Annotated in this window: 12 protein-coding genes; 9 read left to right on the top strand and 3 right to left on the bottom strand. The window is 54.7% G+C overall.

The features are described 5' to 3' along the window. The first annotated feature begins 39 nt into the window (after positions 1–39). From AB0A83_RS18615 to AB0A83_RS18575, 9 genes are all read left to right on the top strand, one after another. Positions 40–192 carry a hypothetical protein gene (locus tag AB0A83_RS18615; RefSeq protein WP_190303195.1) on the top strand — a complete coding sequence of 51 codons (153 nt, stop codon included), beginning with the start codon at positions 40–42 and terminating at the stop codon, positions 190–192. A gap of 8 nt (positions 193–200) precedes the next feature. After that, complete coding sequence (locus AB0A83_RS18610; RefSeq protein ID WP_150051018.1) at positions 201–725, top strand: cytochrome C oxidase subunit II; 525 nt, start codon at positions 201–203, stop codon at positions 723–725. Next, positions 718–2,337, top strand: coding sequence for a b(o/a)3-type cytochrome-c oxidase subunit 1 (locus tag AB0A83_RS18605; protein ID WP_150051016.1), 1,620 nt, complete (start codon positions 718–720; stop codon positions 2,335–2,337). Before AB0A83_RS18610 ends, AB0A83_RS18605 begins: the two co-directional genes overlap by 8 nt. 2 nt (positions 2,338–2,339) lie before the next feature. After that, the gene (locus tag AB0A83_RS18600; RefSeq protein WP_150051014.1) at positions 2,340–2,987 is read left to right on the top strand and encodes a c-type cytochrome; all 648 of its coding nucleotides are present in this window, start codon (positions 2,340–2,342) and stop codon (positions 2,985–2,987) included. A 67-nt stretch (positions 2,988–3,054) separates the two neighbouring features. Beyond that, complete coding sequence (locus AB0A83_RS18595; protein WP_150051012.1) at positions 3,055–3,843, top strand: elongation factor-1 alpha; 789 nt, start codon at positions 3,055–3,057, stop codon at positions 3,841–3,843. 325 nt (positions 3,844–4,168) lie between these two features. After that, entirely contained in the window at positions 4,169–4,993 is an 825-nt protein-coding gene (locus tag AB0A83_RS18590) for a calcium-binding protein (RefSeq protein ID WP_150051010.1), read from the top strand. Between the two features lie 89 nt (positions 4,994–5,082). Then, positions 5,083–7,572, top strand: a complete 2,490-nt coding sequence (locus AB0A83_RS18585) for a glycosyltransferase (protein WP_367154941.1) — start codon at positions 5,083–5,085, stop codon at positions 7,570–7,572. Between the two features lie 2 nt (positions 7,573–7,574). Further along, on the top strand, positions 7,575–9,953 hold the full coding sequence (locus tag AB0A83_RS18580) for a glycosyltransferase (protein ID WP_150051006.1): 2,379 nt from the start codon (positions 7,575–7,577) through the stop codon (positions 9,951–9,953). Beyond that, positions 9,950–11,179: a glycosyltransferase family 4 protein gene (locus AB0A83_RS18575; RefSeq protein ID WP_150051004.1), complete on the top strand. Its 1,230-nt coding sequence runs from the start codon at positions 9,950–9,952 to the stop codon at positions 11,177–11,179. Before AB0A83_RS18580 ends, AB0A83_RS18575 begins: the two co-directional genes overlap by 4 nt. 12 nt (positions 11,180–11,191) lie before the next feature. Here the strand turns inward: AB0A83_RS18575 and AB0A83_RS18570 are convergent, their stop codons facing one another. From AB0A83_RS18570 to AB0A83_RS18560, 3 genes are read right to left on the bottom strand one after another with little or no spacing between them, the layout of a single operon-like run. Continuing rightward, the gene (locus tag AB0A83_RS18570; protein ID WP_367154940.1) at positions 11,192–12,526 is read right to left on the bottom strand and encodes a TolC family outer membrane protein; all 1,335 of its coding nucleotides are present in this window, start codon (positions 12,524–12,526) and stop codon (positions 11,192–11,194) included. A gap of 2 nt (positions 12,527–12,528) precedes the next feature. Further along, positions 12,529–13,353: an efflux RND transporter periplasmic adaptor subunit gene (locus tag AB0A83_RS18565; protein ID WP_367154939.1), complete on the bottom strand. Its 825-nt coding sequence runs from the start codon at positions 13,351–13,353 to the stop codon at positions 12,529–12,531. Beyond that, positions 13,350–15,338 carry a hypothetical protein gene (locus AB0A83_RS18560; RefSeq protein ID WP_150050998.1) on the bottom strand — a complete coding sequence of 663 codons (1,989 nt, stop codon included), beginning with the start codon at positions 15,336–15,338 and terminating at the stop codon, positions 13,350–13,352. Before AB0A83_RS18560 ends, AB0A83_RS18565 begins: the two co-directional genes overlap by 4 nt. Position 15,339: the final 1 nt, after the last annotated feature.

Genomic DNA, 15,339 nt, shown 5'->3' with positions numbered 1-15,339 from the left:
CGATTAGGCTACGTAGATTGTTTTCCACGGGGGGGAGTAATGAGCCAATTAAGCGAAGAAGAGCGTAGGAAAATCCTGGAGAGTTCGCCGGTGGGTACCTGGGCGTTGATGCTGATAGTCGGGGCCGGCATGGTGATCGCTTGGTTAATGATGTATTACGGGGTGTTCATCCCGCGCGGCCATATCGGTTAGGGGGCGGTATGCATATCGATCAATTGGAAAGGCGTTGGGCGAATATCGCGCTCGGCATAGCCGGCTTGTTTGTGCTGGTGATTTTGACGTCGGCACTGTTTCACGGCATACACGCGCCGAGTAACGTGGAAACCATCGATTCGGCGCGTTTGCATTTATCGGCAGAATTTGCCGAGGATCATTTGGGTCCGCAACAGAATTCGGACGGCAGTGTGACCGTGCGTATGGTCGCCGGGCGTTATGGTTTTTATCCGAAAACCTTGACTTTGCCGGCCCAGACCAAACTGATTTTTCGTTGGGTCAGTTTAGACGTGTTGCACGGGGTGCATATTCCGATGACCAATATGAGCACCATGATAGTGCCGGGTTATGTGGCGCAACTGACTACCGAGTTGAAACATACCGGGGAATATCCGCTGTTGTGTAATGAATACTGCGGCATGGGGCATGCGCATATGTGGAGCAACATCAGCGTGGTCGGCAAAGAGAAGTGGCAAACGATAAATCGGACCGGGGGAGAGAATCATGGCTAATGTGGCGGAAAAAAAGTTGGCGCTGTGCCATTTCTGGGTGGCTTTCGCCGCATTCGGTTTGGCGGCCGTCATGGGCTTGTATCAGGTGGTGGAGCGAAGCGGGTTTTTCGGTTTTTTGGAGTCGCGGGAAGTGTATTACGCCTCCGTCAGTACCCACGGGGTATTGATGGGTTTTGTGTTGACCACTTTTTTTATCATGGGCTTCGGCTATTACGTGGCGACTACAACGCTTAAGTTGCCGATCTGGAATGTGTCGTTTGCCTGGGGCGGCTTTGCACTGTCGCTATTGGGCGTGGTGTTGGCGGCCGGCCCGCTGCTGACCGGGAATGCATCGGTTTTATTCACGTTTTATCCGCCGCTGATGGCGCACCCGGCGTTTTATATCGGCGCCACTTTGTTGGTTGTCGGTTCGTGGTTTTGGTGTGTGTCGATGATCGTGATGTATGCACAGTGGAAAGCCGCCCATCCGGGGCAGCCGGTACCGCTGGCGATGTTTGCGACTACCGGAAACGCTATCTTGTGGCTTTGGACCAGTGCCGGAGTGGCCGTGGAAGTGTTATTCCAGCTGATTCCCTGGGCCTTGGGCTGGATAGACACAATAGACGCCGGCTTGGCACGCACTTTGTTTGCTTGGACCTTACATCCCATCGTTTATTTTTGGTTGATTCCAACCTATACCGCGTTTTACTGTTTGGTACCTAAGCAGGCCGGCGGTTTTTTGTTCAGCGACGAAATGGCTCGGGCGGCTTTCATGTTGCTGGTCGTGTTCAGCCTGCCGATAGGCTTTCACCATTTATATATGGATCCGGAACAGAGCCACGGCTGGAAGATCGTGCATGCGATCGGCACCTTTGTCGTTACCCTGCCGACTTTCATTACCGGATTTACCGTCATTGCCTCTTTGGAAATCGCAGGACGTTTGAACGGCGGCAAGGGTTTGTTCGGTTGGATTGCCGCCTTGCCGTGGGATAATCCTATGGTGTTGGCGATTATCCTGGGCTTGCTGATGTTGATTTTCGGCGGCTTCGGCGGTTTGGTCAACGCCAGTTATGCCATGAATGCCATGGTACACAATACCGCGTGGGTTTCCGGCCATTTTCATCTGATTTTCGGCGGTACTACCATCATCATGTATTTCGGCATCGCTTATTACTTTTGGCCGATCTTGACCGGTAAGCCCTTGTTCAGCCAGTCGTTGGCGATTACTCAGCTGTGGATTTGGTTTATAGGCATGATCATCATGACCACGCCATGGCATATTTTAGGGCTGCTGGGCCAGCCACGCCGCATCGATAGCGTCAATTACAACAACTTGTTGGTGTTATCGTGGGAGCCGTACGAGGCGGCGATGATATTCGGTGGTGCGATATTGCTGGCATCGTCGGCGCTGTTGCTTTATAACTTGTATCAAACCCAAGTCGGTAGCGGTAGCTTTGAAGGCGAGGTGGAATATGCCGAACCGATTCATCCGGTCGGCGCATTGCCCGCTTACTTGAATGGATTCAAGCTGTGGAACATCGTGATTGCGGCCTTTATGCTGTTGGCTTTCGGGTATCCGATTTTGCAATTCTTCTTCATGGAAACCTTCGGTTCCGGTAGATGGGGGGTATAGTCATGAGAAGCTTTGTACTTATTGCAACCTGTTGCTGGTCATTGACGCTAGCCGCACAACCATCGACGCAAGTGGCATGGACGGCGGAACAATTAAATTTCGTCAAAGCGGGAAATCCGGCGGCCGGCGAAGCATTGGCCAAATCGTGCGGCGGATGTCACGGCGATAAAGGCATTAGTGTCACAGGGGCGTATCCATCGTTAGCGGGCCAGTTGGCGACTTATCTCTATAAGCAGTTGCAGGATTACGCAAACGGGGATAGGCAGGATGTAATCATGGGCGGTATCGCAAAAGGGCTTAGCAAGCAGGATGCGGCTAATCTGGCTGTGTGGTATGCCTCTCAAACTCCGGCGTTTCAGTCGCGTAGCGTGATGGTTTATCAAGCGGCTGAGACCTTGGTGAAATCCGGGGACCGCGAACGCATTTTGCCGCCTTGCGAGGTGTGCCACGGCAGTAGCGGGCAGGGACAAGTCATGGATATGCCGGCACTGTCGGGGCAAGCCGCTAGCTATACGACGGCTGCGCTAAAGGCGTTCAAATCCGGTGAGAGACATAACGATATCTACGGGCGAATGCGCTTGATTGCCGAAAATTTAACCAACGAAGAAATCGAGCAGCTAGGCTTTTATTATCAAAATACCGGTAAATAAAAGGCACGCTGGCGGTCGGCTGGCTATTCGACGCCGCCGACCGCCTCAAATTACAGAGGGGAACTTTATGGCCGAGGCTGACATACCCGTCAAATACGCGTACAAGGGAGTTAATTTGATCAGCTTCGGTCTGTCGATCAAGCTGTTATTCACCGGTTACTTGGTCACTATCGCAGTCGGTTACTTGATGGCACTTGGGCAGATTCTGATGACCCACGGCATGGCCGATGGAAAACTCGGTTTATCTTTGGAAGATATAGTGTATAGTTACTACGGAGACCGCTCGGGTTCCGTGTTAGAATCTAAGTTAAACGGGTCTATGAAATTTAATGCTCCTGAACAAGATAGATTCAAATTGATTCAGTGGGTGCGCGACGGTGCGTTGGAAGCCGGTTATTGGGAGTCCATCAAAACGATAGTCGATAAAAACTGTGTGGCTTGCCACAACGAGAATGCCGGTTCGTTGCCGGATTTTTCCAAATTGGAAAACCTTAAAAAAGTGGCGGAATCCAGTCAGGGCGCTACGTTTCAATCGTTAACCCGGTTGTCGCACATCCATTTGTTCGGCATCAGCTTCATTTTCATGTTTGTCGGCGTAATTTTTGCGTTTTCCACGGGTGTGCCGTATTTCCTTAAGTATCCGGCAATAGTCATGCCTTATCTTTTTTTGTTGGTCGACATTGCCTCTTGGTGGTTGACCAAAATCAATCCGCATTTTGCCTGGCTAGTTATTTTGGCCGGGGCTGGGTTGGGCGCGTCGTTTGCGTTCATGTGGACAGTGTCTATTTATCAAATGTGGGTATTAGGCGGCATTCGCAAGCAGAGCGACCGGCGCAACGCGGTTTTGCGCGATTAGCTGCTGTATGTAGCTAATTGTCAAAAGAGCAGGGAAGCGGGTTAAGAAACACATTGTTCAGTGCTGGTTTTATCGTTTAACACATTAACAATGTTGTGAAATGGCCACAACACCTTTACAATGAATTCGTACTTTGGTTTTGTGGGTTCTGTACTACACTGGTAAGCGAGTGGCTTCCACTTAGGATGGAACAAAATAAGCGTACCTGTAAATTTTGTGACGCGGGCAACATTCTGGTGATGTTTCACAGAATTATTTTGTTACAACTCCTTACAATCCGCGGTAACTTTTGTTAAAAAATTTTTAATTTCTCTATGGGGGGCTTATGGCATCTAATTACGATGACGGTATCAGTAAACAAGAAGCGGTAAATAATTTACTGGACTCAACTCTTTCCTTTTCAACTGCGCAACAAATCATCAAATCGCTGGGTGGCGGCAAAGTAACCGTTGGCGAATTTGGTAATACCTCTTCGTCTAGTGACTTAGCAGGGCATAAACTCGCTCTGTTCACCGGTACTGGCGGTACTGCCACTGTTAACTTTTCTGGCGCCGGCAAAAACGACCTTAAAGGTGTTAAGTCTATCGTCTTTGGTGACAACAGCGATGTTACCTTCACTCTAACTGGCGATGGTGCGAAAAAATTCAAAGGCACCATTTCTACCAACGACGGCGATGATAACCTGACTGTTCAAGATACCAAGAAAGTCTTTATTTCAACCGGCGACGGTAACGATTCTGTTACTACCGGTGATGGCAAAGATACTGTTGCAACCGGCGACGGTAACGACAATATTAAAACCAACGGCGGCAATGACCTTGTATTCCTGGGTGATGGCTCCGATAGTGCCGGCAGTGATACTGTTGATACAGGCGCTGGTAACGACATCGTCAAGCTGGTCGGTAAATTCGTCGGTACCGCTGTGGTAGACGGCGGTGCGGGCAATGACAAACTTGACTTGAGCGCTGTCGATATTGCCGACGTAACGGTTGCCGGTACTTCCGTATCGATTACGTTGCAAAACGGCGGTGTGATTAACGCCAGCAACTTCGAGAAATTCGTATTCGACTCGAATGGTACGCTGAGCAATGGCGGCATTAAAACCGTAGGTTTGACTCAACTTGACGACTTTTTTAACCCAGGTAGCTAAGGAGTTTCTTAGCTAAGAGTTTTACAGTCTAAATTGTTAAAACCGGGGCAGGCCTAAAAAGCCTGCCTTTTTTTTGTCCGAATTTTTTGATGATAGATTTAGCCGTTGCCGCCGAGTTCTGTTTGCCGACTAAGTTGACGGATTTACTGGAACTGGCGTTCCATGCGCTCGAAGCGGGAAATCTTCCGGATGCTTTAGCGTTCTCGGAGCGAGCCTGTCAGCTGACATCCCCTCCGCAAGCCAGTGCGCTGTTAGTCAGAGCCAATACCTTGATAAGGCTGGATAAACTGGATTTAGCGCTAGCCGATTATTGTGCTGCATTGCAACTATTGCCTACCAATTTGGACGTTGCTCGCGCGTTGTTGCGAGCCTGTTGTCTTGATAGGGTCCGCTACCGGGATTTGTATCGGCGCACACTGACCAACATCTTACGATTGGCGCCGCAATTAGCCCATGAACCGGAAGTGGCGGAATGGGTCAACGCGGCGGAATTGGCCGCTTTTGGTTGCGTTTGGCGCGACGGCGAGTTTATATGCGGTTGGGCTGTCCGGCGAGATATGCCTAGTAGGACATTACAAGTTGAAATAGATGGAAACTTCTTCGAAGCCGAATGTTCGATAGCCACACCCGGCTTGCAACAATTGGGGATAGGTGACGGCTTGAATGGTTTTCGCTTCCAATTGCCGGACGAATTTTCATTGTTGAGGCTGGGCATCGCAGGAGTGAGTCTTTGGGGTTGCCCGATCCAAGGGAGGTCGGTAACACCTGCACAGGCAGTAGTCCAAACCCGCGTTGCCATTTCCGAAGCCGTTGATGTCGTCGTGCCGGTATATGGCGGTCGTCAGGAAACCCTGCAATGCATTCAGTCCGTGCTGTCGGCTAAAACCAATATCGCTTATAGAATTGTGGTGGTGGATGACTGTTCGCCCGATCCGCAACTAGGTCGAGAACTGCGACGCCTGGCGTCGGATAAAAAGATTATCTTGCTGTTGCGGCCGATCAATGCCGGATTTTCCGGTGCGGTGAATACCGGGGCGAGTCTGGACGACAACCGTGATTTGGTTTTGTTGAACGCCGACACCCAGGTATTCGATTATTGGTTGGACAGGCTGCACGCGGCGGCATACCAAAGCGAAGACATCGGCACGGTCACGCCGCTATCTAATTTCGGAGAATTGGTCAGCTATCCGCAAGCCATGAAAAATAATCCGGTAGGCGATATACGGCAGGCTGAGCAGTTGGACGCGTTATTGCGCGTCATTGCATCGGAGCGAGTGATCGACTTGCCGGCCGGTGTCGGGTTTTGCATGTACATTAAACGGGTTGTTTGGCATCGGGTCGGCGGATTGGACGAATTCCTGTTCGGACGCGGCTACGGCGAAGATACCGACTTGTGTTTGCGGGTTCGGCAAGCCGGCTGGCGTAACGTTTGTGCGGCGAACACCTATGTGGTGCATTGGGGCAGCAAGTCTTTCGGCGCGGAAAAAGCCCATCTGGTCGCGCAAAATTTGCCTAAGCTGTATGCCAAATATCCGGGGCATGAGGCCGAATACGACCACTTTTTGAATACCGATCCATTAGGACCGTTGCGCCGGCAATTGCAGCGAACATGGTTGGCGCAAACGGCGGCCGGCAGCAAGGCGGTGCTGACGTTATCGCCTACCGATGCTGACGACCCGGACGGCCCGAGGTTTGAATTGAACGCCGTTGAACATCGGCCGGGACAATGGCGTTTGAATTTAAAGATGTACGGCATCACCGGCTTAGCGGTCATTTCCTACGATTGGCCGGAGCAAGGCGAACAATTGCAGCAAGACCTATTAGCCGCCGGCTTTTCCTGTCTGCACATTTCCGGATGGGCCGATTGGCCGGCCCGGCCGCTCGATTTTCTCACCAACGGTTTCCTGCCCTATCGGTTGAGATTGGATGACTATAGCGCTTATTGCCCGCGTCGGTACCGCTTGCAGGAGCAGGCAACAGCCTGCGCCGATCCTGCGGATATTGCGATCTGCCAAGCCTGCGTGCACAAATTCGGGCCTTTGGCATACGGTTACCAAGGGATGGACGCCTGGTTGTCGCGCGCCAGACGATTATTGGGCGGCGCGGAAAAAATCACTGCCCTGAACGACGAGATAGGCGAAGCCCACAGTAAGCGTTTTCCTGAATTGGCACAGCGCATCGACATCGACAAGCCCGCTCGGTCTGCGGCTAAAGGGCAAAATCGTAAAAAACCGGGCGCAAGCGTGTTGGTCAGGGCGATGCGGGTGGCGGTATTCGGTCAGGCCTCATCCAGCGGTTACTATCGCTTACAGCAGCAGGTGAAAAACGCTTGGGAGAGGCAAATTGATGTACAGTGGTTCATATTCGGCCATAGCATTAGCGACAACGATTTGCGGCGCTGGCCCAATGTCCATCTGGTCGAGGTTAGCGATACCGCTGACATCATCGGCAAGCTGGAGCTTTACCACGTTCAAGCTATTGCCGCCTTTGCCGATGACGAATACGAGCGTAAATTGGCCCACGATGTCGCTGGTCGACTTAACATACCTTTATTACAAGAAACCCACTTCACTCATTAGCAATGACAAGTTCTGTTGGCGATAGCCGTTTTAGCGGTGCTTTATTGGGCCGCAACGGCGATTATTTGCTGGGCTGGGCCTTGGATAATCGCAATCCGGATGCTTTGGTCGTTATCGATGTTTGCGGAGACGGACAATGGTTAGGCACCGTCAGGGCCGGGCACCACATGCCGGTCAAACAAGCCGAGCTCCCCGATAGCGCCCAAGGCCATTTTTTCATATTCCCGGTTCCGCGCTACGTTTGGCAAGGTGTAGCGAGAATCGACGCTAGGATCAGCAACCACGATCACTGCTTGCCCGGCAGCGTGTTCACCCGCTTGGAAGCGGATAGACCGTTGCCTAGCCAGACCGATTATGTCGAAAACGACGGCAGTTTAAGGCTGTGGGGTTGGGCCTGGGATTTGATGGAGCCGCAAGCCCAACTGAGTGTGCGCGTCTACGAAGGCGACTCGCTACTGGCCGAATGCGAGGCCAAAGAACCCAGCGCCGAACCGGAAGCCGATTCCGGCAACGGCGTTGCGCACGGCTTCAGCCTGACATTGCCGTTTTCGTTGGCCGACGGCCGCGTGCACGAAGTCCGCGTGGTCACTGCCAGCGGCAAGCCGCTGGCCGGTAGTCCGTTGCGCGTGTTTTTGCCCGCCGGCGTGAAATCATGGGCGGCGGCGCTGGCATTGCCGGACGACGACCGGCGCATACTTAGCGCCATGATGGAACGTTATGTCTGGCATGTGCCGGTTTCCATGGACTTTTCCGCGTATCCGGTTTGGCGGCGCAAATTCGCCGCGGCATCGCCCGCGCACAGCGATACGATGCCGGTACTAGTCGCGGTGATTGGCGCCGGCGATATTTCGGTGACTATCGACAGCTTACTGTCGCAAACCCACAGTAACTGGGAGGCTTGGGTGCTAAGCGCCCCAGCCCGGCAACCGGCCAAGGACGCCCGCATCCTATATGTCGATGCCGGCCAATGGCTGCAACGAATCAAACAAGGTCCGAACCACTTCGCAGGAATTTTAAGTTTCGTAGAAGCGGGAGATGTGTTATTGGACGATGCGCTAGCGGAGTTGGCGCGACCATTCGCCGAACAGCAGGTGAACGTTGTTTATAGCGACTGTGAATACCTCGGCTCTGACGGCAGGATCATGCCCTGGTTCAAACCGGATTGGGATCCGGATTTGTTTCTTGCCGCGACCCCGTTGCATTATCTGTTCGGCGTTCGTGCGCAACTTATCGCAACGGCGAGCCAAGCCTTGCAAGACCCGAACGCTTGGCCATGGTTGGCGGTGCGGGCGGTGGGAGACGAAGTCGCTTCGATTCGGCATATTGCCAAGGTGTTGTATCGGCGTTGCGCACCACAGCAACCGGAGCATGCCCAAGCCATGCATGCCTGTGACGAGGTGCTGGCCGCCGGTATGCAACGTTTGCCCGGCGAGCATCGGCCGCCGCGTTTGTCTTGGCCGCAGCCGGCGGAATGGCCGAAAGTCACGTTGATTATCCCGACCCGGGACAAAGCCGATTTGTTGCGCCGTTGCATCGACAGCCTGGCCGGCACGGATTATCCGCATCTGGACATCATCGTCATGGATAACGACAGTGCCGAACCGCAGGCTTTGAGCTACCTTGAGCAACTTGCAAGCCGCGGCGGTGCGGTGCGGGTAGAGCCTTATCCCGGCACTTTCAATTTTTCGGCGATCAACAACCGAGGGGTGCAGCTGGCCGAGGGCGAACTGATCGGTTTGATCAACAACGACATAGAAGCGTTGGACGCGGGTTGGCTGAAAACGATGGTTACTCATTTGTTGCGGCCCGGAGTCGGCGCGGTCGGTGCCAAATTGTTGTGGCCTAACGGCATGGTGCAACACGCCGGCGTGGTGTTGGGTTTGCACGGCTTGGTCGGGCATATAGGCAACAACTGGTACCGCGATGATCCCGGCTATTTCGATTATAATCGAATTACCCGCAGCGTCAGCGCGGTGACGGGAGCTTGTTTGCTATGCCGGCGAGCCGATTATTTGGCGGTTGGCGGCTTGGACGAGACCGATTTCCCGGTCAATTTCAACGATGTGGATTTTTGTTTGAAATTACGCAGTTTGGGCAAGCGCATCGTTTGGACCCCGGATGCTACCTTGCTGCACGCCGAGTCGGCCAGCCGCGGCAAAGACAAGCAACCGGACCGGCGTAGCCGCTTAGCGCGTGAAAAAGACAAATTCATGCAAAAATGGCGGCATTGGATTATCGATGACCCATATTACAATCCTAATCTGAATTTGGAAAATTACAGCCATGCCGGATTGGCCATGCCGCCGCGCGGTCGCGCGTTGGCCGAATCGGATTATCCCGCTCTACGCGAAAACCAACAGCAAACACGAACGGACGAATGAAAATTCTCTTTATACATCAAAACTTTCCGGCTCAATTTCGCCATATAGTGGATTATTTGGTTAAAGTCGGCGGCCACGAGGTTTTGGCCTTGAAACAACCCCCTAATCGAGTCCAGATAGAGGGTGTCGGCGTGGCGGCATACCGGTTTCAGCACGAGCCGCAAGCGGACATTCATCCATTGCTGCAAGATACGGAAGCCAAAGTGTTACGGGGAGAAGCGGTGGCGGACGCATTGGTCCGCATTAAAGAGAAGGGCTATAAGCCGGACGTGATCGTCGTTCATCCGGGTTGGGGCGAAGCCTTGTTCATCAAAGACGTTTGGCCGGACGTCAAATTAATTTGTTATTTCGAATACTTTTATAACACCGTGGGTCAGGAATATAACTTCGACCCTGAATTCGAAAAATCCGATATCGAAGCCTTGGCCAAACTAAGGATGAAAAAAACCGCGATGCTGCAAGCCCTGGACGTGGCCGACGCCGGATGGGCGCCCACCAAATGGCAACAAAAAACCTTTCCGAAATGGGCGCAAAGCAAAATCCAAGTACTGCACGAAGGCATAGATACCGAATACTTCAAACCCAATCCCAAGGCCAAGTTTCGTATCGACAACAAAAACATTACCCTGACCCGCAAGGACGAGGTGATCACCTATGCCGCCCGCTCGCTGGAGCCGGTGCGCGGATTCCATACCTTCATGCGCGCCTTGCCGGAATTGATGGCGCAACGGCCGAACGCGCACGTGATCATCATGGGTAAGGAACAAGCTTCTTACGGTGCGGAGCCGGAAGGTTTCGATACCTGGCAGGACATGATGCTGGACGAGGTCGGGGTTTATCTGGATCCGGGCCGGGTGCATTTGGTCGGTTTTTTGAATAAAGACCAGTACCGCGAAGTGTTGCAAGTCTCCAAAGCCCACGTGTATCTGACGTATCCGTTCATCTTGTCGTGGTCGCTGTTGGAGGCCATGGCGTGCGGTGCGCCTATCGTAGCCTCGGCGACCGCGCCGGTTAAAGAGTTCATCCGGCAAGGGAAAACCGGCAGTTTGTTCGAATTTTTCGACGGCGACGGCTTGGTTAACGCGGTTATCAAACAGTTGGACGCCAAGCCGGCGCAATCCGGTAAAGTCACTCAAGCGGCCCGCGAATTGGTGGTTAACGAATTCAACCAAATCGAGTGCGTCAAGCGCTTGCTGGTCTTGATCGAGGCCACCCTCAATAAATAACGGCAGCTCAGGTCAGCGCTCGGATAGCCAGGCGTTGACCGCTTCCAAATCATTGCGGCCCAATAGCCCGGCCGCCAGTTTCAATTGCAGGCTGTTCAACAGGTAATCGTATTTGGCTTGTTCGTAATCACGGCGGATGCGAGCCAGATTGCGTTTGGCCGTCAACAACTCCGCTACCGAGCGGGTGCCGATTTCCAAACCTTTTTCGGTGGCGGCTACGCTGATTTCGCCGGATTGGCGAGCGGTGGCCAATGCCTGTACCCGGCCGATGGCGGTTTGAACGGCTTCGAATGCGTCTTGGGTTTGCCGCTCGGCAGCCCGGCGTTGTTTATCGACATGTTTTAACGCGGCTTGGTACTGGAATTCGGCTTGCCGGACTTTGGAATCCACCATGCCGCCGAGATAAATCGGTACGTTCAGTTGCAGGCCGACCGTTTGCGAGTTGGAAATCAAGCCTTGCGGTCGGTCGGTGTCGGTGGTGCCGACGTTGCCGACCAAGTCCAAAGTCGGCAAATGGCCGGCGAATTGTACTTCCACGGTTTTTCTGGCCGCTTCGGCATGATGGCCGGCGGCTATCAAGGATAAGTTGTTTTGCGCGGCCCATTGCAACCAGTCGGCGGCATTGTTCGGTTCAGGCGTCACCGGTTGCCAATCCTGGCGTAACGGCGTCAGCGCCGAAACCGGCACGCCGAGGATTTCCGTCAATTCGTTGCGGGCCGCTTTCAGTTTTCGTTCCGCTTCCAAGGCCTCGGCTAGCGCCTGGTCGAACCCGGCTTGCGCGTCTTGTACTTCCGGCAAGGCGCCGGCGCCCACCGCCAGGCGGCGTTGCATTTCCTGCAATTGCTTGGCTAGCGACAGTTGCTCGGCCTGGGCGTAAGTATGGGCGTTTTGCGCCAGCAACACGCCGAAATAGGCTTTTGCGCTGCGCAGCAGCAAGTTTTGTTGCTCGGCGACGAATTCCGCCTCGGCTTCGGCAATCTGGTTGTCGGCTTGGCTGAGTTGCAGCCAGTAATCGTGGTGGTAGATGGGTTGCGACAATTTAAGCGACACATGGCTGTCCCAAAAATATTGCAAGCCCAGTTGCTGGCGGCTGAAGGTGTTGGTGGTATCGTAGCGGTTGGCGTTGACGCTGCCTACCACGGATAGGGACGGCAGCAAGCGTGCCAGACTTTGCGGCTTGACTTCCAACAAGGCATTGCGATTCGCTTCCGCTTCCTGCAAGGTCGGATCGTTTTGCAAGGCCAGATCGTAAATTTGTAGCACATTCAGCGCAGTGGCGTGCGCCGCAGACACTAGCGACACGTATAGCACCAGCGCCACGCTTAACGGCTTGAATGGCGACTGCATGGTTACAGTTGCGGCATTTCGATTTGGCAACTGATACCGGCCGGAATCCGGCCGGCGGCGTTCTCCGCTTGCAGGCGCACGCCCAGCGTGCCGCTGGCGGCATCCAATACCGGGTCGATGACGCCGACGCGGGCCGTAAATTCCGCTGTTTCGCCGGCGTGCGGGAATACCTTGAATACCTCGCCCGTTTTGATTTTGCCCAAGGCCGCCGCCGGCAACACCACTTCGATGAACACAGGGTCGATTTTGGCCAGTTTCAAAATCGGCAGCCGGTCGTTGATTTGCGCGACTTCGCCGGGATGGTGGGAGCGTTCCAGGACGACGCCGTCGAACGGGCTCTTCAAGGTTTTCAAGCGGATCAGTTCCTCGTATTCGCGCACTTCCAATTCGGCGATTCTGTTGTTGTCGCGCGCGGCAATCAAATCGGCGGCGGCTTGTCTCTGGCTGCTTTCCGACTCGTCGACCGCGTTGGCCGATACGTATTGATCCTTATACAGCTCGCGGTCGCGCTCGAATTTTTTGCCGGAAAACTCCACCCGGCTTTGCGCGGCGAGTTGCGCACCGCGCGTCGTGGATTTGAATTTGGCTTGAGCGAAGCGGGCGCGTTCCACGCCGCTGTCCAGCGTCACCAACACTTGGCCTTGTTTGATCTTGTCGCCGCGATCGACCGCAATCGTTTCTATCAGCCCGTCCACAGGGGCGCGGACCTCCACGATTTGGCTGGGTTCGATCAAGCATTCCACCGGTTTAGCTGCCGATACCGCGCTGAAAACCGCACAAATGCCGGCCGCCACCGGCTGCAGGGCCGCGGTTAAACGAAATTTCAAGCGCCCTCCTTGCCGGCAAAAGCCAGCATTGTATCGATTTGCCGATCGGATACCAGGGTTTGTTCGCGAATGCGGGCATTGCGCCGTTCGGCCCGCGACTGAGCGAAATGAGTCAGCAGCCTGACCCAGGCCGGCTTGATCAAGCCCAATGCCAACAGCGGACTCAAGCCGGCCGGCAGATATTGCTCGAACAAATCGTCATCCATCGCCACAATGGCCTGGGCGCTGCCGGGATCGCCCTGGCGGCCGGCGCGGCCGTAAAGTTGCCGGTCGATGCGGCTGGATTCCGCGTAGGCGGTCAATATGACGTGCAGGCCGCCCAGGTCGCCGACGCCTGACCCCAACTTGATGTCGGTACCGCGTCCCGCCATGTTGGTGGCGACCATCAGACTGCCGGCTTGGCCGGCAGCGGCGACGGTTTCGGCTTCTTCAGCGTCCTGGCGGGCGTTGAGCACTTTGTGCGGCAAGCCGGCTTCGCTCAAGAGTTGCGACAGGATCTCCGACGCTTCCACCGAGACCGTGCCGATCAATACCGGCCGGCCGCGTTCGCAGACTTGGAAGCGGGCGGCTTCCACTACCGCCCGCCACTTTTCGGTTTGGTTGCGATACAGGCGCGGCGGATACAACAGCCGTTGTACCGGCCGATGGGTGGGTATTTTCGAGGTTTTCAAGCCGTACACCGACCAAAATTCCGCCTGCACCTCTTTGCCGGTGCCGGTCATGCCGGATAGGTGCAAATAGCGGCAGAAATAGCGCTGGTAGGTGATGCGCGACAAGGTGATTTTTTGCGGGCTCAAGGGGCAGTGTTCCTTGACTTCTATCAATTGATGCAAGCCGTACTCCCAGCTGCGGTCCGGCATCAGCCGGCCGGTATATTCGTCTATGATCTGCACCTTGTCGTCCTTAACCAGATAGTGGCGGTCTTTTTGATACAGATGCAGCGCGGTTAAGGCTTGATTGACCAAGTCCAGCCAAACCGATTCCAGCGGCGCCGGCAGGCCGGACGCTTCCCGCTGCAGTTTGGCTTTGGCGCTGCCGGCCGGTTTCAAATAGCTGCTGCGAGTCTTGCTATTCAACCAATAATCGTCGTCCTGTTGCAGCGTTTGCGCGACTGCAATCGCCGCCTGAAAAGCCTCTTCGCCGACGTAGCCCTTGCCGGGCCCCGAGATGATCAAAGGGGTACGGGCTTCGTCTATCAACACGCTATCGGCTTCGTCGACGATGGCAAAGCACAAGCCGCGCATCAGTAGCTTGGATGCCGGGGTGTCGCCGCGCAACCAGCGCAGAAAATTCAGGCGGCTGACGCTAAGCCATTCCTTTAACTGCAAGCGGTCGCGCAGATAATCGAAGCCCAAATCCTTGTTGGTGCAATAGGTAATGTCAGCCGCATAGGCTTGGCGTTTTTGATCGTTGGACAATTCGCTGTTGACCACTCCGACCGACAATCCCAGCGCGTTGTACAAAGGTTGCATTTCTTCGGCGTCACGCGCCGCCAGATAATCGTTGACCGTTACCACGTGCACCGGCGCGCCGCTCAAGGCCGCGGTGGCCGCTGCCAAGGTGGCGGTCAGGGTTTTGCCTTCGCCGGTGGACATTTCGGCGATATGGCCGCGGATCAAGGCGAACGCACCTTGTAACTGTACCCCGTAATGGCGTTTGCCCATGACCCGGCGCGAGGTTTCGCGGATCAGCGCAAAGGATTCGACCACCAAGTCCCAAGCGAAGCCGCTGCGCCGCAAGCGGCGGCCGATTTGCGCCACCGCTTGTTGCAAGGCGGCCTCGTCCAGGGCCTCGAGGCGTTCGCTCCAGGCATCCACCGCAGCCACGAAGCGCTCCGGCGTGCGGTCGCGCGGACCGAGATTGAATAAATGACGGGCCGCCAGATTGCGCAAACGCCGGTCTATTGCGAATTCTTGCGGATCGGCTTTTTCCGGGTAGGGGCCGTTGGCGTAACGTTGCGGCAAGCGGTTGAGGGTGGCGGTCATC

The organism is Methylomonas sp. HYX-M1 (assembly GCF_040741385.1).
GTDB classification, from domain to species: domain Bacteria; phylum Pseudomonadota; class Gammaproteobacteria; order Methylococcales; family Methylomonadaceae; genus Methylomonas; species Methylomonas rhizoryzae.
The sequence above is the reverse complement of the archived record's forward strand: the minus strand, read 5'-3'. Positions and strand labels throughout refer to the sequence as shown.